The sequence below is a fragment of the Rhodococcus sp. 66b genome (assembly GCF_002076325.1).
Lineage (GTDB): Bacteria > Actinomycetota > Actinomycetes > Mycobacteriales > Mycobacteriaceae > Rhodococcus_F > Rhodococcus_F erythropolis.
The window spans coordinates 300,291-321,320 of sequence record NZ_MUZB01000005.1 but is presented as its reverse complement, the minus strand read 5'-3'; the positions used below and the strand labels follow the sequence as shown (position 1 = coordinate 321,320).

The following is a 21,030-nucleotide window of genomic DNA, read 5'->3' as shown; positions in this document are numbered from 1 at the left end:
GAGACCACCTTCATGCTCGTTCGTCACCGACTCGCATCCGTCAATTCCTCGAGTGACTCGAAGATCAGCGAACGAACGACGTCGACGTCCGACATCGCGTCACGGTCGGCATTCAAACCGTAGTAGACATTTCCGTCGTACGACGTCAGGGCGATGCTGAGTGTCTGATTCTTGAGCAGTGGCGACACCGGATACATCTCCAGCATCCGAGCCCCACCGAGGTAGAGCGGGAACTGTGGCCCTGGCGCATTGGTGATCATCAAGTTGAACATTCGCTGCGACAGACTACTGGCCGCACGGGAGCTCATCGCATGCAGCGTCGCCGGCGCAAACCCGGACATTCGCACCATCGTCTGCGCGGTGACCCGCCGACCCTGACGCGCGAATGCCTCCGTCGCATGCGCCACGTGAGAGAGCCGAACAACCGCGTTGGGTTCACCGACAGGCAGGTCGATGAGGAACGAGGAAACATGGCCCGGCGCCTGCGGATCGTCGACGTCGGGACTCTCGGGGCCGTCCGTGTACACCGACATGGGCACCATCGCCCGCACGATGGTCGCCTCGGTCACCGGCTCACCACGCGAGAGCAGCCAGTTCCGCATCGCACCTGCGATGACGGTGAGAATCACGTCATTGATCTCGCACCCGTACCGCGCGCGAATACGTCGATAGTCCTCGAGAGACGTCTTGGCCACCGCAAGGCGTCGATTGCGCGAGATGGTGGCGTTGAGCGGGCTCGACGGGGCCACCTGGGTCGCCGTTCGAACCACTTCCGCGAGTTTCCCGAGTGCACTCACAGCCTCGGTGACGGATGTGGTCACGTCGTTGAACGCTGCACGCGCCCGTGCGATCCCCTCCCCCGGGCTCGTCACGAGATCTGCCATTGCACTGACCAACAGGCTGGTATCGCTCGGCGGCCTGGCGGGCATCCACAATTCTTCGGGGCCTGGCGCTCGATTCTTCTCCGGATCGAAGATCACCTGACTGATCTCTGGAGCCGCCTCGCCGTCCACCAACGACGAATGAGACTTCGTGAAGATGGCAAATCTGTTTCTGCTCAGCCCCTCGACCAGGTACATCTCCCACAACGGCCTCGTGCTGTCGAGGGGTCTCGACGTCAGCCGCGCGATCAGATCCATCAGCTGTTCGTCGGAACCTGGTTTGGGCAGAGCCGATCGGCGTACGTGATAGGTGATGTCGAAATCCGAGTCGTCCACCCAGACGGGGCGGGCCAGGCCGAACGCCACCTCACGCACTCGCTGGCGGTAACGCGGAACCGATCCGAGCCGCTCTTCGACCAGACGAAGCAATTCCTCGTGATCGATCCCGTTTCGCAGTTGCCGGAAGATCCCCAACGAGCCGACATGCATCGGCGTCGTCCCGGCTTCGAGGAAGTAGAAAGCAGCATCCTGAGTCGTCAGTCTGTTCACCATGGCTTCGTGTCCCCTCCTTCGCCGAGATCGAACAGAATCGACAACTCCTCGATGGTCGATTCCGAGCCGACGTGGTGGACCCCGACCATCCCGACTGCCACCGCCGCCCGGACGTTGATTTCGAGATCATCCACGAAAACGAAGTCCTCCGGCTCGACGCCCAAACGACTCGCCGCCAACAGATAGATCTCGGCGTCGGGCTTCGCCATCTCGACATCACCGGACAAGATCACGTCGTCGACCAAGACCCCGTCTCCGAGATCCCGCAACCACTGAGCATTGGCACCGCCGGGATCGTTGCTGACGATTCCCGTCACGATTCCGCGGGCCTTCACCGCGCGCACGACCGCGCTCAAGCCGTCGAGATCCGATCCCGGACCGAACAGCACGCCACCGACATCCAACAGAAGTCCCCGCACGCCATCACCCTAAGTCGCGATGGTGATCACGGCGACATCTCGAGCGTTTCGTGTCATGCTTCTCACCATCGCTCGGGGGAGCGAAGTCCGAGACGACCATCTCGGACGCACGATCATCCGGGGGGATGTCATGGAGCAGGACTGCACAATCATTCTCGAGCCGGCACCACAATTCGAGCCTCACGCGCATACCGTCGCGCTTACGCGGCCGCAGTGCCGACCCGACCGAGCGCAGTGCCGAACCGACCGAATGCTGCGTCGCCCACGAAAGACACCACACAACGGGACGTCGTCCAGTGCCGGTTTCACTCACGTGCTGGAACCGCAGTTGGCGGGTGCCGACATCTTCTGGAACCGATCACTTCGCCTGGTTCTCGAAACCGTCGACCGGCGACGAAATCCGCGGCAACTCAAGGGCGTATTGACGCCGTCCGTCCTGGAAGTTGTTGCGCGACTTTATACTTCGGAATTTTCGGCCCGGAAGCTGGGCGGCGCGGCCGTTCACCGCACCCACGTTCAAGCAGTGTCGAAGAGTACCGCCGAAGTCTGTGCGACGTACACACGAGGCACGCAGACATTTGCCGTCGCGGGTCGGATCGACCATACAGACGGAACAGGCTGGACGGTCACCGCACTACACGTGGTGTGACCGTCCAGCCTGCTGAGTACTAACTGCGCTGGTAGCTCAGCTGTACTGAACCTCAGCGCTTGCGCTTGGACTTCGGAGCTCGATTGCTCTTCGACTGCGTCCGTGCTGCTTCACGACGTTCGCGGCGCGAGGCGGCCCCGTCACCGGAGTCGGCGGCCGAGTCGCGGGTTGCCTTCGCCTTACCGTCCTCGTCCGGGCCGGTGTACGTCAATCGCGACGGACCTTCGTCGTCAAGTCCCTTGGCGCGCAACGCCGTCGGGGCAGCAGTTCCGGTTGTCCTGGCTGCGGCTTCCTGCGTCGGGAGCGGCTTGGGCGCCGTGGCGGACGCCGCAGCGGCCGAGCCGGCCGTGACGGAAATTCCGCTCGCGGGCTGCGCCGGAGCTGCCTCGACCTGCAGGTTGAAGAGGAATCCGACGGACTCTTCCTTCAATCCGTCGAGCATGCCGATGAACATGTCGTAACCCTCGCGCTGGTACTCGACCAGCGGATCGCGCTGGGCCATCGCACGCAGACCGATTCCCTCCTTGAGGTAATCCATCTCGTAGAGATGCTCACGCCACTTGCGGTCCAGGACCGAGAGGAAGACACGACGCTCGAGTTCACGCATACCGTTTTCGCCGGCGATCGCATCGATCTCGGCTTCGCGCTTCTTGTACGCCGCGTGGGCGTCTTCGAGCAAAGCGGTTCGCAGGTCGTCACGGCTCAGGTCACTGTTGATGCCTGCGCCGTCCTCCCCTGCCAACGTCTTGTGATCGATGCCGACCGGGTAGAGCGTCTTGAGCGCGGTCCACAGCTGCTCGAGATCCCAGTCCTCGACGTATCCCTCGGCGGTGGCACCGTCGACGTAGGCGGTGACCACGTCAGTGATCATCTGCTCGACCTGGCCCTCCATGTCCTCACCCTCGAGGATCTGGCGGCGCTCCTTGTAGATGACCGTTCGCTGCTGGTTCATGACCTCGTCGTACTTGAGGACATTCTTGCGAATTTCGAAGTTCTGCTGCTCGACCTGAGTCTGAGCGCTCTTGATGGCCTTCGAGACCATCTTGGCTTCGATCGGGACGTCGTCGGGAAGGTTGAGGCGCGTCATGATCGACTCGAGTGCCGAACCGTTGAAGCGGCGCATGAGCTCGTCACCGAGCGAGAGGTAGAACCGCGATTCGCCGGGATCACCCTGACGTCCGGAACGACCGCGCAACTGGTTGTCGATACGACGCGATTCGTGACGCTCGGTGCCCAGAACGTACAGGCCGCCGGCGTCGCGGACCTTCTCCGCGTCTGCCTTGACCTCAGCCTTGACCTCGTCCAGGACTGCGTCCCAGGCTGCTTCGTACTCGTCCGGCGTCGTGACCGGATCGAGGCCCTTCTTGCGCAGCGCGATGTCCGCGATGATGTCCGGGTTACCACCGAGAACGACGTCGGTACCGCGGCCGGCCATGTTGGTCGCGACGGTGACCGCACCGGAGCGACCGGCCTCGGCGATGATGGTCGCTTCCTTCTCGTGGAACTTCGCATTGAGGACGTTGTGTGCAACGCCGCGCTTGGTGAACTGCTTGGACAGGTACTCCGAGCGCTCGACGCTGGTGGTACCGATCAGGACGGGCTGGCCGTTCTCGTGACGCTCGACGACGTCGTCGACCACCGCGTCGAACTTGGCTTCCTCGGTCTTGTAGATGAGGTCGCCGTTGTCGACTCGGACCATCGGGCGGTTGGTCGGGATGGGGATCACACCGAGGGTGTAGGTCTGGTGAAGCTCGGCAGCTTCCGTCTCGGCGGTACCCGTCATGCCGGACAACTTGTCGTACAGACGGAAGTAGTTCTGCAGGGTGATGGTGGCGAGAGTCTGATTCTCGGCCTTGATCTCCACCTTCTCCTTGGCCTCGATCGCCTGGTGCATGCCCTCGTTGTAGCGGCGGCCGACCAGCACGCGGCCGGTGAACTCGTCGACGATGATGACCTCACCGTCGCGGACGATGTAGTCCTTGTCCTTGGTGTAGAGCTCCTTGGCCTTGATCGCGTTGTTCAAGTAGCTCACCAGCGGAGAATTCGCGGCTTCGTACAGGTTGTCGATACCGAGCTGGTCCTCGACCAGTTCGACGCCCGCCTCGTGCACACCGATGGTGCGCTTGCGGATGTCGACCTCGTAGTGGACGTCCTTCTTCAGCAGCGGCGCGATGCGAGCGAACTCGCTGTACCACTTGCTGGAGCCGTCGGCCGGGCCCGAGATGATGAGCGGGGTTCGGGCTTCGTCGATGAGGATCGAGTCGACCTCGTCGACGATGGCAAACGCGTGGCCACGCTGGACCAGGTCGTCCAGCGAATGCGTCATGTTGTCGCGCAGGTAGTCGAAGCCGAACTCGTTGTTGGTGCCGTACGTGATGTCGGCTGCGTAGGCGACGCGGCGCTCAGCCGGGGTCATGCCCGAGAGAATCACACTGGTCTCGAGGCCGAGGGCGCGGTGAACGCGACCCATCCACTCGGAGTCACGCTTGGCGAGGTAGTCGTTGACCGTGACCACATGGACGCCGTCACCGGCGATCGCGTTGAGATAGGCCGGAAGAACACAGGTCAGGGTCTTGCCCTCACCGGTCTTCATCTCGGCGACGTTGCCGAAGTGCAGGGCCGCGCCGCCCATGATCTGCACGTGGAAGTGCTTCTGGTCGATCACGCGCCACGACGCCTCGCGGGCCACCGAGAATGCCTCGGGCAGCAACTCGTCGAGGGTTTCCCCGGCGGCGTAGCGCTCACGGAACTCGGTGGTCTTGGCTTTGAGTTGCTCGTCTGTCAGGCCTTCGACATCGGGCGACAGAGATTCCACATGCTCGGCGATGTGCTTGAGCCGCTTGACCATGCGACCTTCACCAACACGGAGCAGCTTCGATAGCGACAGCGACGGCACAGTCTTCTTCGTCCTCAATCTTCGGCGACAGGGGTCACACACTGAAAATCCGGCCGGGGTCCGAAAACTCCGGCCGGATTCCATGGTAGGCGCTACCGGCGGCGAGCGAGCAAACCCACCACCGATTGGGTCATGTCAGGCGGATCAATCCGTAGTCGAAAGCGTGACGACGGTAGACGACGGACGGCTTGTCCGACTCCTTGTCATGGAAGAGAAAGAAGTCGTGTCCGACCAGTTCCATCTCGTACAGAGCGTCGTCGATGGTCATCGGCTCGGCCGGGTGATCCTTCGTGCGGACCACGCGTCCCGGGCCGTCGTACTCGTCCGGCTCTTGGCCGTTCGGCGAAATGTCCGGTGTGACTCCGAGTGAGTCTGCGTCGACGAGGGAGGCGGTTGCCTCCGCGACGGACACCGGTCGCTTGTCGCCGTAATGGACCTTCTTGCGGTCCTTGGTTCGACGGAGGCGGCTTTCGAGCTTGTCGATCACCGATTCGAAGGCGGCGTAGAAGCTGTCTGCGGACGCTTCGGCTCGGGCCACCGGGCCTTTACCTCGAGCGGTGATCTCGACGCGCTGGCAACTCTTGGCCTGTCGTCGGTTGCGTTCATGTTGAAGTTCCACGTCGAAGTGGAATATGGAGGGGTCGAAGTGTTCGAGTCGCGCCAGCTTTTCCGAAACGTAGATTCGGAAGTGATCGGGGATCTCGACATTTCGTCCCTTGACTACGACGTCGGATCTCGGAGCTGCGGCATTCTCGGAACGCTCGATGGTGGCGTCCTCGATGAAAAACGAGGCTTGCGAAGGGGTCGTCACTCGTACCTCCCAATTACGGCCCCGCCCCACGGTGGGCGGCGGCAAATTCTGCAAGTACCGAGAGGGGATCCGCCCGGCACCAGTATCGAAGTACCACCTCCTACCAGTATTTTCGGGTGTGCCGCCGACGCTAGTACGTAACGCGCGCGAGTGCCACTGTTCCAACGAAATTCATCTAAGCCCCTGCAAGAACAAGCACGAGAGTTGTCCGAATCCCACTGAGCGCGAGAGCCCGAACCGACTCTGCCGCAGTCGCTCCCGTGGTCAGGACGTCGTCGAGCAGGACGATGTCGCCGTCCCCGACAATCGAAGAGACTGCAGTGGTGTCGAGAGACACATGACCGTTCACATTGGTCACCCGGTCGGCCGCGGACAGTCCGACCGAGTCACGTACGCCTCGCGTCATCCGGAGAATCGGACAGACACGTACCGGACGCCCCTCGACGGAACCAACTTCCCGCTTTTCGCGCACACTCTCGGCTATCCGGCGAACCGGATCACCCCCGCGAGATCGCGCCGCTCGGGCGCGTGTGGGAGCCGGCACCAGCATGATCGGCGTACGACCCCCGCCGCCGACCTCGCCCCACCGTTCCAGAGTGCCCAATGCACCGGCCACAGCGATCCCCAGAGGCGTCGCGAGGTCCCGACGACCCCGTTCCTTCATCTCGATCACACTGCGCCGCCTGGGGCCGTCGTAGCGGCCGAGTGCCCAGACCGGCACGCCCGGGTCTACGCGCGGACTCAGTTGAACCGGATGGTCACGCAGCAGTTCCGCGCACTCACCGCACCACAGCGTCCCCGTGCGGCCACACCCACCACACTCGCGTGGCAACAGCAGATCGAGCAATCCGGCACCGAATTTCTTGTCCCCCATGGCCGAATCATGAATCAGAGCACCGACACGCATCAGAGCACAGAGACGTCAGCCGGGTAGAACCGGAATCGCCTTCTGTCCGGTCAGCACAGTCACTTCACGCCAGCGTCGATCCCCGGCGGGGTCGTTGTTGTTCAGTTGGAACACCGCACGCGCGTCGGCGACGTACTCGGTGGTCGGCGACGCATCCACGGAGGTGACGGGAGCGGTCAGGTTTCCACTCGGCAGCGCGTCCATTCGTGAACCGTCTATCGCGACCTGGACGACCGGTATGTCGGCTCCACTGCGCGCGATCACGATGGTGTCGCTGTTGCTCCAGTCGAGTGAGAGCGCGGTACTGCCCAAGCCGGACGCCACCGCACGCGGACTCGTCAGGGCGTAGACCCCGCTGGGTGTGCGCACGACCACGGCCAGGTAGACCTTGCCGTCGATGATCATCGCGGCTCGCACGCCGTCGCGAGAGAGACGCAATTCCGAGATCGTGGAGCCGACCGACGTCAACGCCCCGACATCGACGTTGGTGACCGACACCCGACCGGTTCCTGGTTCGCGGACGACCCGAACGACGGTATTGCCGTTCACCGCCGCCCAGACAGCATTGTTGTCCAGCTCCCACGAAGGTCGGGTGATGGCGCTGCCTTCGAGCACCGGAGCGGAACCATCGCCGTATGTACCGAGCGACAAGTCGAACCGGGTGGCTGGATCCGGCCGAGCGGTGTCTGCGACGGCTGCGACCAACTTGCCGTCCCGCGAGAGAGCAGCCGCCGTGAGGTTGCCCGCATTGCCCGCGAAACCGGGCACCGGAGTCGCCTCCTGCTCGCTGACGCTCACCAGTGAACCGTTGCGCAGTGCGTGCAGTCCGACGGTCGCACTCGTGGTGGCCAGCGGGTTGGTCGACGCGACGTCGGCGGTGGTCCAGCCTTCCGCATGAGCAGCGTCCAGCGGTTCGCCGTCGATCTCCAGAACGTACGGCCCCGCGACATCGGCATTGGCGAGCGTCCAGATGACTTGCGCTGCAAACAAACCGCGCGTCGCAGCATCCATCGGGTTGTCCAGACGGAAGTTGATGCGCACACCGCCGAGACCGACTCCGACCTGTCCCGGCTTGCCGTCGGCCTTGGTGATCGGACCGATCACCGACACGCCATTGCCGAGTTCGTTTCGTACAGCCGGCGCCAGCGCTGCCTTCGGTCCGTCGATCATCAGGCCGATCAGCTGAGCTGCCACCTGGTCCTGTCCGCCGGAGATCCAGCGAAGGTCGGGGACGACTGTCTGGCTGGTCGGGTCGAGGAAGAACAACGACTTCCGCTGATATGCGCCGAGGAACTGCGGGCGCTCCATGATCACACCGGGTGGCAGATCGCTGATACGCCATTCGCCATCGGTCAACGTCAGCGTCATCTTCGCTTCGAAGCTGCCCTCTTCGGGGACGTACAGCCCGCCGGGGTCGAGGCGACCGACCTTGTTCACACGAATCGTGTACACCGCTTCGGAACTGGTTCGCGACGCCGACAGGGTGTCGATCTTGTCGACGATGACGGCACTGGCCGCGTCGTCCCAGCGCGCCGAGGCGTCTTTGGTGAGGTACTGGCGGGCTGCAGCATGCCGGTTGGACGGATCGGTACTCGCCTTGACGAAGTCACGTACCAGCAAGTCCGGCTCTCGCCCCGATGCCGGTGATTCGACGGAGGTTCCGGGCACGGCTGTTGCCAGAGTTCCGATTGCCTGCGGCGAGGAGGATTCCGGCAGACTCGCGCACGCGCCGGTCAGCAACAGCACGCTGAGCGTTGTTGCGAGAAGTGCCAGACGGCGGCGGGTTCCGATCATGATCGATCCCCACCGTTGGACTCGTTCCGCGAGTCCGATTCGCGCGGAGTCGGCAGGGACGACGTGACCTCGCCGACGGTATCGGCGACGATATCGGCTTCGCTCGGGGTGCGGACGAACTTTGTGGTCGTCGGCTTGAGAGGCAGTGGGCTCGACACGACTTTCTTGCCACGGGTGCGCGAGAGCGTCAGCCGGAAGCAGGCGCCGACTCCCGGTTCGCCCCAGGCCTCGAGCTTGCCGTCGTGCAGATTCGCGTCCTCGACGCTGATCGCGAGGCCGAGTCCGGTGCCGCCACTGCGGCGCACGCGGGACGGGTCCGATCGCCAGAACCGGTTGAAGACCAACTTCTCCTCGCCCGGACGCAACCCGACGCCACTGTCGCGGACGATGAAGGCGAGGGCATTGTCGTCGGCGCGAAGGCGAAGCAGAATCGGCTTCCCCTCACCGTGGTCGATGGCGTTGGCCAGGAGATTTCGCAGGATGCGTTCGACGCGGCGCGGATCGACATCTGCCATGACGGGCTCGTCGGGCATGTCCACGATCAGTTCGGTGCCGGATTCGCGGGCGAGATGGCGAACCGTGGAAACGGCCGCTCGCGCACACATACGCACGTCGAGTTGTTCGGATGCGAGTTCCGCGACACCGGCGTCGTGGCGGGAGATCTCGAGGAGGTCCGCCAGAAGCCCCTCGAACCTGTCCAGCTCGGCGACAAGCAGTTCCGACGACCGACGCAGCATCGGATCGAGGTTCTCGCTGCCGTCGTAGATCAGGTCGGCGGCCATGCGGACCGTGGTCAGAGGTGTGCGGAGTTCATGGCTGACATCGGAGGTGAAGCGTTTCTGGAGACTGCCGAACTCCTCCAACTGGGTGATCTGTTTGGACAGACTCTCGGCCATCTCGTTGAAGGACATGGCCAAGCGCGCCATGTCGTCCTCGCCGCGGACCGGCATTCGTTCCTTGAGTCGGCCGTCTGCGAAACGCACCGCGATTCGTGAGGCCGATCGGATGGGAAGCACGACCTGCCTGGCAACCAACAGCGAAATCGCAGCCAGGAGCACCAGCAACACGGCTCCACCGATCAGCAGGGTGCTTCGAACAAGCGACAGACTCCGGTCTTCGCTTGCGAGCGGGAAGATCAGGTACAGCTCGAGTCCCGATATCGACGACGCGGTGGGGCTACCGATGATCAGCGCGGGACCGGAGTAACCGTTCGGGTTGGACACCGTCGCGAATTGGTAGCTGATCTGGCCGCGTTTGACGAACTCGCGCAGGTTGTCGGGGATCTGATCGACCGGTCCCGAACTCGTCGGCTGGCGCGGCCCGTCCCCGGGCACGATGAGCACCGGATCGAAGGTGCCGGCCGACCCGGAGGCCTGGCCCGAGGTCTGGTTTCGACGGCTCGTCAGTCCGGATGCAGCGCTTTCCAATTGAACGTTGAGCGCCGTCGAATCGTCGACACCCGCGAGTTGGTCTTCGACGATGCCGCGGGCACGGTCCATTTCTTCGGTCGCCGCGGTGATCTTCGTTTCCAACAGTCGATCGGTGATCTGACTGGTCAGCACGACACCGAGAATGACGATGACGATCAAGGACAACGTCAAAGTCGAGACGACCACTCGCAACTGGAGCGAGCGTCGCCACGTGTGCGCGAGGGTGTTGCTCATCGAGTGACACCACCGCAGAAATGGCGTCAGCCGTCGATTGAGACGACGACGCCACCTGGAAACTCCGCTCACGGCGGTCCGGCCTTGTAGCCGACCCCCCTGACCGTCAGAACCACTTCGGGATTCTCGGGATCAGTTTCGACCTTGGCGCGCAAACGCTGAACGTGCACGTTCACCAGACGGGTATCGGCGGCGTGGCGGTATCCCCACACCTGCTCGAGAAGGACTTCACGGGTGAACACCTGGCGCGGCTTGCGCGCCAATGCGACCAGCAGGTCGAATTCGAGTGGTGTGAGCGAGATCTGCTCGCTGCCGCGGCTGACCTTGTGCGCCGGAACGTCGATCACGATGTCGGCGATGCTCAGCAGCTCGGCCGGTTCCTCTTCGGTGCGGCGCAGGCGAGCGCGAACTCGCGCCACCAATTCCTTCGGCTTGAACGGCTTCATGATGTAGTCGTCCGCACCGGATTCGAGGCCGAGCACGACGTCGACGGTGTCGGTCTTGGCCGTCAACATCACGATGGGCACACCGGAATCCGCACGCAGAACCCGGCATACGTCGATCCCGTTCATTCCGGGAAGCATGAGATCGAGCAGGACGAGATCGGGGCGCGTCTCACGCACTGCCGCGAGCGCCAGGGTTCCGTCGCCTACCACGTAGGGATCAAAACCCTCACCACGCAGCACGATCGTGAGCATCTCGGCGAGTGCCGTGTCGTCGTCGACAACCAGAATCCTTGGTTTCATATCCCTATCGTTGCATCTCGGAGCGATGAATCAGACCGTTACGAGGCCGTGCGGCGTGCCGCGTCTTTCCCTCTACTGTGCCGGAAAGTTCGAATCCCGGCTGCCAGGGTGACCGATCACGCGAAATCCGCGAGCCTGCGTGCCAGATTGGCCGGGTCCGTCTCCGGCCCCACGATCCACCAGGGTGAGGCCCAGTTCGTCGCTGCCAACTGCTTGTAGAGCTCACCGGTTCTGGCCTGCAGACCGCCGTCGCGCTCGTAGGCGTCGAGCTGACGCGACGCGTCCTGGGCCTCACGGGAGCGGGCGCGCTGCTCGGCCAGAGCTACCGGTACGTCGAGGTACAGCTGCAGATCGGGAGCGGGGAGAGCGAGTCGACCCAACTCCAATTCACGGATCCAGGCGACCATCTCGCCGTCCACGCCCTGATGCACGCGCGCCGCGTTGTAGGCAGCGTTGGAGGCAACGTAGCGGTCGAGGAGAACAATGTCGTTGGCGGACAACAGTTCCGAGATCCGATCCGCAGCACCAGCGCGGTCCAAGGCGAACAGGACCGCCATCGCGTTCACGGATTCGGCCAGGTCTCCGTGTGATCCTTTGAGCGCCTCGGCAGCAAGATCCGCGTGGATCGACTTTCCGTACCGCGGAAAATCCAGAGTCGCGATCGACGTGCCGCCGCGGCGGAGTTCGGTCTCCACTTTGCCGATCAACGTTCGCTTTCCAGCTCCGTCGAGGCCTTCCAATGCCACCAGTGTTCCCACGGCGGACAAGCCTATCCCCCGGCCTGCTTGCGCAGACCGGGGGACGGCCATTCTCAGCGACGAATCGCCGGGTCAGTAGCGGTAGTGCTCCGGCTTGTACGGGCCTTCGACGTCGACGCCGATGTACTCTGCCTGATCCTTCGTGAGCTTGGTCAGCGTGCCACCGAGTGCCTCGACGTGGATCTTGGCGACCTTCTCGTCGAGGTGCTTCGGGAGGCGGTAGACCTCGTTGTCGTACTCGTCCGGCTTCGTCCACAGTTCGATCTGTGCGATGACCTGGTTGGAGAAGCTGTTGCTCATCACGAACGACGGGTGGCCCGTCGCGTTGCCGAGGTTGAGCAGGCGGCCTTCGGACAGCACGATGATCGAGTGGCCGTCGGCGAAGGTGAACTCGTCGACCTGCGGCTTGATGTTGATCCGCGTGACGTCGCCGGACTTCTCGAGGCCTGCCATGTCGATCTCGTTGTCGAAGTGACCGATGTTGCCCAGGATGGCCTGGTGCTTCATGGCCTTCATGTGCTCGAACGTGATGATGTCCTTGTTACCTGTGGACGTGATCACGATGTCGGCCCAGCCGATGGCCTGCTCGACTGTCTTGACCTCGAAGCCGTCCATGAGCGCCTGAAGGGCGTTGATGGGGTCGACCTCGGTGACCGCGACGCGAGCGCCCTGGCCACGAAGTGCCTCGGCACAACCCTTGCCGACGTCTCCGTAACCACAGACCAGCGCAGCCTTGCCGCCGATCAGAACGTCGGTGCCGCGGTTGATGCCGTCGAGCAGCGAGTGGCGTGTGCCGTACTTGTTGTCGAACTTGCTCTTGGTGACCGAGTCGTTGACGTTGATCGCGGGGAACGTGAGTTCGCCGGCAGCGGCAACCTGGTACAGACGCAGAACGCCCGTGGTGGTCTCCTCGGTGACACCCTGGACGGACTCGGCGATCGCAGTCCACTTGCCCTTGTCAGCGGCGAGCGACTGACGCAGAAGCGCAAGGAAGACCTTGTACTCGTCGGAATCCTGGTCGTCGTCCGTCGGCGGCACGACGCCGGCCTTCTCGAACTGTGCGCCCTTGAGCACCAGCATGGTGGCGTCGCCGCCATCGTCGAGAATCATGTTGGCGGGCTCGCCCGGCCAGGTCAGCATCTGCTCCGCTGCCCACCAGTACTCTTCGAGGGTTTCACCCTTCCAGGCGAAAACCGGAACGCCCTTGGGCTCTTCCGGGGTGCCGTGCGGACCGACGACGATGGCGGCGGCAGCATGATCCTGCGTGGAGAAGATGTTGCACGAAGCCCAGCGGACCTCGGCGCCGAGCGCCGTCAGCGTCTCGATCAGAACCGCGGTCTGAATGGTCATGTGCAGCGAGCCGGAAACGCGAGCGCCCTTGAGCGGCAACACCTCTGCGTATTCGCGACGAAGCGCCATGAGGCCGGGCATCTCGTGCTCTGCCAGACGGATTTCCTTGCGACCGAACTCCGCGAGCGAAAGATCTGCAACTTTGAAGTCGATGCCGTTACGGCTCTCGGCCACGGGCGTTGTTGAAACTGAGGTCGTCATCTGCCTCTCCTGGTTGACGTGCAAACTATGCACAAGCCTATCGGTGTACCAGGCTATCGGTTAGACGCCCTCTCCCGCCCGCCCCTCTACTGCGCGACCCTCTCGCGCCACGTCGATGAATGGCCCGAGCAATGTGCCCAGATCCTCCGCCACCGAAACCTCGGACTCCGGCGGCATCGAAATGTAGCTGAGCCCGAGACGCGCAATCGCCCTGGCCAGAATCCCGGCATCGGCGGGTGACGCCTGAATCCACCCTCGCTGGAAGCTCTCCGCAAGCCGCGACGACGCGCGTTCGATGATGACCGCGCTGTCAGTGGTGATCAGGCGAAGAAGGTCCGGCTTGGCCTCACCGGTGAGCAGAGAGATCACCAACGGGTCGGTTGCGCTGGAGGCGAAAAACGATCCGAAGCCCGCCGTCAGTGCCTCGACTGCACGTCCGTCGTTCGCCACCATGGCCTCGTCCACCGCATCGACGAATCCGTCGGCAAGGCGAAGCGCGTATGCCTCGGCAAGCCCTTGCCTCGAACCGAACTCGTTGTAGAGCGTCTGACGACTCACACCGGCATGCTTGGCCAGAACTGTCAGCGTCACCTCGGACCAGTCACGCTCGGTCAACAACTCACGCATCGAATCGAGCACCGACGTACGCAGCAGCAGGCGCGACGCTTCTTTCTGCGGCAGACGAGTTGGCGTCGAAGTCATGGTGACGACACTACCGCCGCGCTCAGGTCCGTTCGACGCCGACGCAACTCACCGCCGCTCGACCTCCACCATGAAGAAGTCGCTCTTCGCCGCGCCGCAGTCCGGGCAACTCCAGTCTTCGGGAATGTCGTCCCAGCGAGTTCCCGGTTCGATACCGTCCTCCGGCCAGCCGACTGCCTCGTCGTACTCGAAGCCGCATTGCGCGCACTGATACAGCTTGTAGTCGTTCATGATTCACTCCCTGCCGTTGCCGGCATCGGCTCGAAGTCCAGCTTTTCCCTCACGCCGCAGTCCGGACAGCACCAGTCGTCCGGCACGGCATCCCACGGCGTGCCCGCCGGAAACCCTTCTCGTGGTGCACCCTTCGATTCGTCGTAGACGTATTCACACACCGGGCATCGATAGCTGCTCATCACGCTGCTCCGTACCGAGCAAGGATGCGATCACGCTTGGACGGCTGAACGTTGACGCGGGTGATGTCGCCGCCGTAGTGCGCAAGGACCTTGGGATCCATTACTTTTCGCCACAGCGGCGGAACGTAGGCGAGCATGATCATGCTCGCGTATCCACTGGGCAGGTTGGGTGCACCGTCCATGCTTCGAAGCGTCTGATAACGACGTGTCGGGTTCGCATGATGGTCACTGTGACGCTGGAGGTGATACAGGAAGATGTTGGTGCAGATGTGATCGCTGTTCCAACTGTGCTCCGGTGCGGCGCGCTCGTACCGCCCACTGTCCAGACGGCGACGCTTCAGTCCGTAATGTTCGAGGTAGTTGACGGTTTCGAGCAGGCAGAATCCGAAGACGGCCTGCAGCACCAGGAACGGCAGCACCGAGAGCCCGAAGACGGCGACGAGGACACCGAAGAGTACGACGGACATCAACCACGAATGCAGGACGTCGTTGCGAATTGTCCACGGCTTCTTACCCAGTCGATCGAGCCTGGCTTTCTCCAGGGACCACGACGAGCGCAGAGATCCCCACACACTGCGCGGCAGGAAGGTCCAGAAGCTCTCGCCGAAGCGAGACGACGCCGGATCCTCGGGCGTGGCGACCCGCACGTGGTGTCCACGATTGTGCTCGATGTAGAAGTGGCCGTAAAACGACTGCGCCAGAGTGATCTTCGACAACCAGCGCTCGAGATCGTCCTTCTTGTGACCTAGTTCGTGTGCGGTGTTGATCCCGATTCCTGCGACGCAACCGATACTGATCGCCAGACCGATCTTGGAGATCAGCCCCAGTCCCCCGTCGATTCCGAGCCAGGACAGGTCGGTCGCCGACCAGAGATAGCAGGCCAGGACCAGGCTGGCCAACTGGAACGGTATGTAGATGTAGGTGCAGTACCGGTAGTACTTGTCGTTCTCGAGGCGCTCCATCACCTCGTCCGGCGGATTCTCGCCGTCCGGACCGAAGAAGATGTCGAGGATCGGGAGCAGGATGTAGACGAGCAACGGCCCGATCCACCACCACACCGGCGAGACCGCGTTCCACCCGAGACTGTTGAACAACGCGACCAATCCGACGGCAATGAAGACCGCCGTCGGCGGCACCAGGCCGAGCAGCCAAAGATATCTCTTCTTGTCACGCCACTGCTCGGGCGGGAGTGTCTGCCCGGACTGCGAGTTCACGTGCGTCGACACGGTCTACCTCCTCGATTCGGACCGACTCGACAACTGTGAGTCAGTTCACCCTGAGGTCGACAGTACTACGCTATTTGTACAAGTGATAGACAAATCATAATCTTTGTACATTTACTCGATTTCGCCGCGTTCACGCTTCCCGATCAACGAATGCTGCCTGCTGTAGGCGAAGTAGATGACAACACCGAGGGCCATCCAGACCACGAACCTCATCCAGGTCTCCACCGACAGGTTGAACATCAACCAGAGACACGCGAGGACAGCCAGGATCGGGATAAGCGGGACCAGTGGCACCCTGAACCCGCGGGGTAGGTCCGGCCGCGTCCGACGAAGCACGAGAACCCCCAACGACACGAGAACAAACGCGAACAACGTGCCGATATTGACCATTTCCTCGAGGGTGCCGATCGGGAACACTCCGGCGAGCACCGCGACCACAACGCCGACCAAGATCGTGATCCGCACGGGAGTTCCGTGCTTGCCGGTCGGCGCCAGGCGTCGTGGCATCAGACCGTCGCGTGCCATCGCGAAGAGCACCCTGGTCTGCCCGAGCATCAGCACCATCACCACGGTCGTGAGACCGGCCAACGCGCCGAACGAGATGACGTTTTTCGCCCACGTGATGTCGTGGAAGGCGAATGCCGTTGCCAGGTTGGAAGTATCGCCCTCGAGTTCGGTGTACTTCACCATCCCGGTCAACACGAGTGTCACTGCCACGTACAGAACCGTGACGATCAAGAGCGAGCCCAGGATGCCGCGTGGCAACGCCTTCTGCGGCTCCTTCGCCTCCTCCGCAGTCGTGGCGACGACGTCGAAGCCGATGAACGCGAAGAACACCAGACTGGCTGCCGCGAGCAATCCGTACCACCCGAATGTGCTGCCACCGGCCCCGGTCACGTACGAGAACAACGACTGGTGGATGCCCTCTCCCGTCGAGCCCGGCTCCGACGGCGGAATGTACGGCGAGTAGTTGTCGGTGTCGATGTAGAACAGACCGACGATGATCACCAGCAACACCACCGCGACCTTGATCGCCGTGATCACCAGTGACACCCTCGAAGAGAGTTTTGTGCCGGTCGCGAGCAGGATCGTGATGACGGCGATCACCAGCACCGCACCCCAGTCGAACGAGATCGGCCCCAACTCGACGATCGGGCTGCGTGAACCCATCACTTCGCCGAGGTACAGCGACCAGCCTTTTGCCACCACCGAAGACGCCAAAGCGAATTCGAGGATGAGATCCCAGCCGATGATCCAGGCGACGAATTCACCGAACGTCGCGTACGAGAACGTGTACGCGCTACCGGCGACCGGGACCGTCGACGCGAACTCGGCGTAACACAGCGCTGCCAGTCCGCAGGCGATTGCCGCGATGACAAAAGCCAGCGAAACCGACGGCCCGGCGACGTTTCCCGCCGTCCGAGCCGTGAGTGTGAAGATGCCCGCACCGATGACCACTGCGACACCGAACACCGTGAGATCCCACGAGTTCAGCTCTTTCCGGAGTTTGGTCTCCGGCTCGTCGGTGTCCTTGATGGACTGCTCGATCGATTTGGTTCGAAACAGCTTCGACCGTCCAGATCCGGCCTGCTCGTCCTTGACAGCCATTGCCGCCTCCTTGCTGGGGACCAGCAGGTCCCACCATGGGCAAGTAGAGAGATGGCATCAGCCTAAGCCCGCAGGCGCGGCTTTGTTCAGGGTTTGTCGGGAGCCTGTAGATCTGTTTCAGGGCGATCTCCTGCGCTGAGACGATCCAGGTCCGGCTCGAGGTAGATCACCCGCGCCGCAGGCACTGCAGCGCGCACGCGAGACTCGGCCTCGTCGATCGCCGTCGCCACATCCGAGATCGTCGATCCGACCGGCACCGCAACCTTGGCAGCAACAAGGATCTCCTCGGGACCGAGGTACTGCGTCTTGCAATGAATGACGCGTTCGATACGAGTTCCGTCGACCAGTGCGTTGAGGATCAGTTCGGTCTCCACCGCCGTTGCGCCCTCACCGATCAGCAGCGACTGCATTTCGATGATCAGAATGACCGCGATGACGCCGAGCAGGACACCGATGCACAGAGTTCCGATGCCGTCGAAGACCGGATTTCCGGTCACCATCGTGAGGCCGACGCCGCCGAGTGCAAGGACGAGACCGATCAATGCGCCGGTGTCCTCGAGCAGCACAACCGGGAGTTCCGGGCTACGAGAGGTTCGGATGAAGTTCCACCACGACACATTTCCCTTGAGCGGTCGTGATTCCTTCGCTGCGGTCCGGAAGCTGTAGCCCTCCAGGCAGATCGCGATGAACAGGATCGCGATTGCCACGAAAGCCGAATTGAGTTCTTCCGGATGCTGAATCTTGTGAATACCTTCGTAGATCGCGAACAGCGAACCGAGGGTGAAGAGCACCAGTGCAACGACGAACGAATAGAAGTACCGGTTGCGCCCGTAACCGAACGGGTGCAGTTGATCGGCCTCACGTTCTGCCTTCTTCTGCCCCAGGAGCAGCAAACCCTGATTGGACGTGTCGGCCACCGAGTGCACCGATTCGGCGAGCATCGACGACGATCCGGTGATCAAGAATCCGGCGAACTTGGCTACGGCAATTCCGGCATTGGCTCCGAGGGCCGCCAGAATTGCCTTCTTGCCACCATGAGCCGACACAATGTCTCCTCGCTATCGACCGAGATTCCTATCGACCGACCACTGCGCTGAAAACCTGCGCAGTCGGGGTTCGTGTGGTCAGGTGAACTACGGGCTCGTCGGCAGCAATCCACGCGGCTCGGCCCCGATCGAGGTCGAGAGTGTCGGCACCGCACGTCGCAGTGACCGCGCCGTCGGTGCAGATCAGGATCCGCGGGCCGCCGGCTTCGACAACGAGGTCGGTGGCATTCGAGTCGAACTCCAGACGCGTCAAACGAAATTCGGGCGCAGGCGTGACGTACTCGTATCTGCCTGCCCCTGACTGACCTGATCCTGACTGACCTGATCCTGGCGACGGGGCCGGATCGAGCACGTCGATATCGGCCCCGACGAAGTCCAGAACCCTCAACAGTTCGGGCACGTCGACGTGTTTGGGCGTCAGCCCGCCGCGCAGCACGTTGTCGGAGTTGGCCATGATCTCGACCGCGAGTCCATGGAGATACGCGTGGAGATTTCCCGCAGCGAGAAACAGTCCTTGGCCGGGCTCGAGTGTGACGCGGTTGAGCAGTAGTGCCGCCAGAACGCCGGCGTCGCCGGGGTACGCCTCGCTCAATTCCAGCGCGGTACGGATCTCGGTCACGAATTCGGCGTCGTGGTGCGCGACGTAGGTGATGCACCCGGCAAGCACGGCAGGGAGCAACGTCCCGAGCACCGTGGACGGCAGCGTGATCCATGTCGTGAACAACGCCCGGAGTCCGTCGGAATCGGGTTGGCCTTCGAGCAGACCGATGTACGGCTCCAACTCGTCGACGGCCAGAGCGCGCAGCAGTTTGACAGTCCGCGTCGGCTCGCGGAATCCGGCAAGCGCTTCGAATCTGCTCAGCGCGACAACGAGTTCGGGCTTGTGGCTGCCGTCCTTGTAGTTGCGAATCGGCGATTCCATGGGAACGCCGAGTGCGTTCTCACGACGAAAACCCTCGTCGGCTTGAACGGCGCTGGGATGCGCCTGAAGCGACAGCGGCTCTTCCGCCGCAAGCAACTTGAGCAGGAATGGGAGTCGCTCACCGAATGCATCGAGGTTCTCACGGCCGAGTTCTCGCTCGGGTTCGCGGTGCAGAACCTCGAGCAACGACTCGCTTCCGGATTCGGTGATCACGCGCGCCGGGTCACCCGGGTGCGCGCCCAACCACAACTCCGCTTCGGGATGATTCGACGGGGTCGCAAGACCGCGTAGTTCGGCAATTGCCGTTCGCGAGCCCCACGCGTAAGAACGAAGTGCACCTTCGAGTTCACGCACTTACTTCGCACCGCCCGTCAACTGCACGTACGCCGCGGCCATGTCTACTCGAGACGCCAACACGAATACCTGCTCCATCTCCGATATCACCACGTTGGTCTGGTCTTCGTCTGCCGCCACCACCAGATCGGCGTCGGCCAGTGCGTCCATCCGGCGTCTCGCCTCCCCGCGCGTGGATTCGGTCGCGAAGACGAACGCCCGCGCCGGCGGGGTCGGCAGTGCGCCGTCCAGTTGCGGATCGTGAAAGAACGGGTCGTGGAACACCGAATCACGCGAAGCTGCGTCCGGCGCGAACAGAGCTCGTGCCGAACGAATCACCTCCGACATCTCGGCGGCAGCGGCATTCAGGCCCGAGCTCATCAGCGAAACGCTCGAGAACTCTGCGAGTGCTGTTGTCACGGAACCACTCCCACACAGAACGACTCGCCGGCCGCTCATTCTGGTGGCCAACGACTTGGCCGGGTTGTGGAATACCTCGTTGGCCGGCCCGTCCCGCAGCGCCTCCGCATCAACGGCGTCGGCGATCCGACCGAGCACCGCCGAACGGTCCTCGATCGATCCCTTGCCCTCGATTTCGGCGGCAACGGCGAGGAAGACGGCGAGGAACCGCGTCATCGTGTGCCTCGGCGAGGCGTAGAGCCGCGGCGGCAACGACATGGTGCGCCCGGCCGCCACAGCCCGCATGGGCCCCTCGTCCGGAACGGCGACAACAACTTCGGCGCCACGGCGAACTGCACTGTCGACGGATTCGACCAGGCGCGGATCACCGGCATCGTCACCGGCAACGACGATCACGTCCAACGGTCCGGCCCACGACGGCGTCCGGTCGAGTACGAGGAGCGGACAACCGACCGAATCTCCGACGAGAGCAAGCGCGATCCTGGCTCCGTGCCGAGCGCCACCGGCACCGGCAATCAGCACGACGCTGCGCGGGCGCAGGCCGGCCAGCCGAGAGATCACGCCCTCGCCGACGGCCGATGCGGTGGCCCGAATCTGTGCGCCCCCCATGGCCACAGACCGCAGTAGCCCTTCCGAATCGGCAGCCGACAAACCCTCGCTGTCGTCGAGGTCGAGAAGCGGCATCGGCGCTGTCATCTCACCGCACCCCCTTCTCCGTTAGCAGTTCCCGCA

Annotated in this window: 19 protein-coding genes; 1 reads left to right on the top strand and 18 read right to left on the bottom strand. The window is 63.0% G+C overall.

Translation table 11 applies throughout. The features are described 5' to 3' along the window. Positions 1-23: 23 nt before the first annotated feature. Positions 24-1,433 carry a WS/DGAT/MGAT family O-acyltransferase gene (locus B0E55_RS11765; RefSeq protein WP_020969222.1) on the bottom strand — a complete coding sequence of 470 codons (1,410 nt, stop codon included), beginning with the start codon at positions 1,431-1,433 and terminating at the stop codon, positions 24-26. Beyond that, positions 1,427-1,852 carry an HAD-IA family hydrolase gene (locus tag B0E55_RS11760; protein WP_020969221.1) on the bottom strand — a complete coding sequence of 142 codons (426 nt, stop codon included), beginning with the start codon at positions 1,850-1,852 and terminating at the stop codon, positions 1,427-1,429. The genes B0E55_RS11765 and B0E55_RS11760 overlap by 7 nt, the downstream gene beginning before the upstream one ends. A 55-nt stretch (positions 1,853-1,907) precedes the next feature. Here B0E55_RS11760 and B0E55_RS11755 point away from each other — a divergent pair, with 55 nt between their 5' ends. Then, the gene (locus B0E55_RS11755; protein WP_020723642.1) at positions 1,908-2,501 is read left to right on the top strand and encodes an Rv3235 family protein; all 594 of its coding nucleotides are present in this window, start codon (positions 1,908-1,910) and stop codon (positions 2,499-2,501) included. 52 nt (positions 2,502-2,553) lie between these two features. On the opposite strand, the gene secA is transcribed toward B0E55_RS11755, so the two are convergent. The 16 genes from secA to B0E55_RS11675 all read right to left on the bottom strand — a co-directional run bounded on the left by secA (position 2,554) and on the right by B0E55_RS11675 (position 20,994). Next, complete coding sequence (gene secA, locus B0E55_RS11750) at positions 2,554-5,397, bottom strand: preprotein translocase subunit SecA (protein ID WP_019747784.1); 2,844 nt, start codon at positions 5,395-5,397, stop codon at positions 2,554-2,556. 130 nt (positions 5,398-5,527) lie between these two features. Then, positions 5,528-6,208, bottom strand: a complete 681-nt coding sequence (hpf, locus tag B0E55_RS11745) for a ribosome hibernation-promoting factor, HPF/YfiA family (RefSeq protein ID WP_080909748.1) — start codon at positions 6,206-6,208, stop codon at positions 5,528-5,530. 175 nt (positions 6,209-6,383) lie between these two features. Further along, entirely contained in the window at positions 6,384-7,115 is a 732-nt protein-coding gene (locus B0E55_RS11740) for a ComF family protein (protein WP_080909747.1), read from the bottom strand. A 15-nt stretch (positions 7,116-7,130) separates the two neighbouring features. Next, entirely contained in the window at positions 7,131-8,909 is a 1,779-nt protein-coding gene (lpqB, locus tag B0E55_RS11735) for an MtrAB system accessory lipoprotein LpqB (RefSeq protein WP_020907106.1), read from the bottom strand. Then, positions 8,906-10,645 (bottom strand): MtrAB system histidine kinase MtrB, encoded by a 1,740-nt coding sequence (gene mtrB, locus B0E55_RS11730; RefSeq protein WP_019747781.1) that lies wholly within the window; start codon positions 10,643-10,645, stop codon positions 8,906-8,908. Before mtrB ends, lpqB begins: the two co-directional genes overlap by 4 nt. Beyond that, complete coding sequence (mtrA, locus tag B0E55_RS11725; protein ID WP_003941013.1) at positions 10,642-11,319, bottom strand: MtrAB system response regulator MtrA; 678 nt, start codon at positions 11,317-11,319, stop codon at positions 10,642-10,644. The genes mtrB and mtrA overlap by 4 nt, the downstream gene beginning before the upstream one ends. A gap of 116 nt (positions 11,320-11,435) precedes the next feature. After that, positions 11,436-12,077: a dTMP kinase gene (locus B0E55_RS11720; protein WP_080909746.1), complete on the bottom strand. Its 642-nt coding sequence runs from the start codon at positions 12,075-12,077 to the stop codon at positions 11,436-11,438. Positions 12,078-12,149: 72 nt separating this feature from the next. Next, positions 12,150-13,628, bottom strand: coding sequence for an adenosylhomocysteinase (ahcY, locus tag B0E55_RS11715; RefSeq protein ID WP_021332564.1), 1,479 nt, complete (start codon positions 13,626-13,628; stop codon positions 12,150-12,152). Between the two features lie 60 nt (positions 13,629-13,688). Then, positions 13,689-14,330, bottom strand: coding sequence for a TetR family transcriptional regulator (locus tag B0E55_RS11710; protein ID WP_021332563.1), 642 nt, complete (start codon positions 14,328-14,330; stop codon positions 13,689-13,691). 48 nt (positions 14,331-14,378) lie between these two features. Then, positions 14,379-14,561, bottom strand: coding sequence for a rubredoxin (locus tag B0E55_RS11705; protein WP_003940894.1), 183 nt, complete (start codon positions 14,559-14,561; stop codon positions 14,379-14,381). Further along, complete coding sequence (locus B0E55_RS11700) at positions 14,558-14,743, bottom strand: rubredoxin (RefSeq protein WP_003940827.1); 186 nt, start codon at positions 14,741-14,743, stop codon at positions 14,558-14,560. Before B0E55_RS11700 ends, B0E55_RS11705 begins: the two co-directional genes overlap by 4 nt. Next, positions 14,743-15,969, bottom strand: coding sequence for an alkane 1-monooxygenase (locus B0E55_RS11695; protein WP_020907102.1), 1,227 nt, complete (start codon positions 15,967-15,969; stop codon positions 14,743-14,745). The genes B0E55_RS11700 and B0E55_RS11695 overlap by 1 nt, the downstream gene beginning before the upstream one ends. Positions 15,970-16,080: 111 nt before the next feature. Continuing rightward, on the bottom strand, positions 16,081-17,577 hold the full coding sequence (locus B0E55_RS11690; RefSeq protein ID WP_019747776.1) for an amino acid permease: 1,497 nt from the start codon (positions 17,575-17,577) through the stop codon (positions 16,081-16,083). Between the two features lie 86 nt (positions 17,578-17,663). After that, a complete protein-coding gene (locus tag B0E55_RS11685) occupies positions 17,664-18,623 on the bottom strand; it encodes a cation diffusion facilitator family transporter (protein ID WP_080909745.1) in 960 nt (319 codons plus the stop codon). 28 nt (positions 18,624-18,651) lie between these two features. Continuing rightward, the gene (gene manA / locus B0E55_RS11680) at positions 18,652-19,899 is read right to left on the bottom strand and encodes a mannose-6-phosphate isomerase, class I (RefSeq protein ID WP_080909744.1); all 1,248 of its coding nucleotides are present in this window, start codon (positions 19,897-19,899) and stop codon (positions 18,652-18,654) included. Then, on the bottom strand, positions 19,900-20,994 hold the full coding sequence (locus B0E55_RS11675; RefSeq protein ID WP_021332559.1) for a hypothetical protein: 1,095 nt from the start codon (positions 20,992-20,994) through the stop codon (positions 19,900-19,902). Between the last annotated feature and the right edge of the window lie 36 nt (positions 20,995-21,030).

Excerpts from the sequence above, each read along its gene's own strand:
- ahcY (WP_021332564.1), bottom strand. The coding sequence starts at position 13,628 with ATGACGACCTCAGTTTCAACAACGCCCGTGGCCGAGAGCCGTAACGGC.
- B0E55_RS11705 (WP_003940894.1), bottom strand. The coding sequence starts at position 14,561 with ATGAACGACTACAAGCTGTATCAGTGCGCGCAATGCGGCTTCGAGTAC.
- B0E55_RS11765 (WP_020969222.1), bottom strand. The coding sequence starts at position 1,433 with ATGGTGAACAGACTGACGACTCAGGATGCTGCTTTCTACTTCCTCGAA.
- B0E55_RS11710 (WP_021332563.1), bottom strand. The coding sequence starts at position 14,330 with ATGACTTCGACGCCAACTCGTCTGCCGCAGAAAGAAGCGTCGCGCCTG.
- mtrA (WP_003941013.1), bottom strand. The coding sequence starts at position 11,319 with ATGAAACCAAGGATTCTGGTTGTCGACGACGACACGGCACTCGCCGAG.
- B0E55_RS11755 (WP_020723642.1), top strand. The coding sequence starts at position 1,908 with ATGCTTCTCACCATCGCTCGGGGGAGCGAAGTCCGAGACGACCATCTC.
- B0E55_RS11700 (WP_003940827.1), bottom strand. The coding sequence starts at position 14,743 with ATGAGCAGCTATCGATGCCCGGTGTGTGAATACGTCTACGACGAATCG.
- B0E55_RS11690 (WP_019747776.1), bottom strand. The coding sequence starts at position 17,577 with ATGGCTGTCAAGGACGAGCAGGCCGGATCTGGACGGTCGAAGCTGTTT.
- B0E55_RS11740 (WP_080909747.1), bottom strand. The coding sequence starts at position 7,115 with ATGCGTGTCGGTGCTCTGATTCATGATTCGGCCATGGGGGACAAGAAA.
- B0E55_RS11675 (WP_021332559.1), bottom strand. The coding sequence starts at position 20,994 with ATGACAGCGCCGATGCCGCTTCTCGACCTCGACGACAGCGAGGGTTTG.
- lpqB (WP_020907106.1), bottom strand. The coding sequence starts at position 8,909 with ATGATCGGAACCCGCCGCCGTCTGGCACTTCTCGCAACAACGCTCAGC.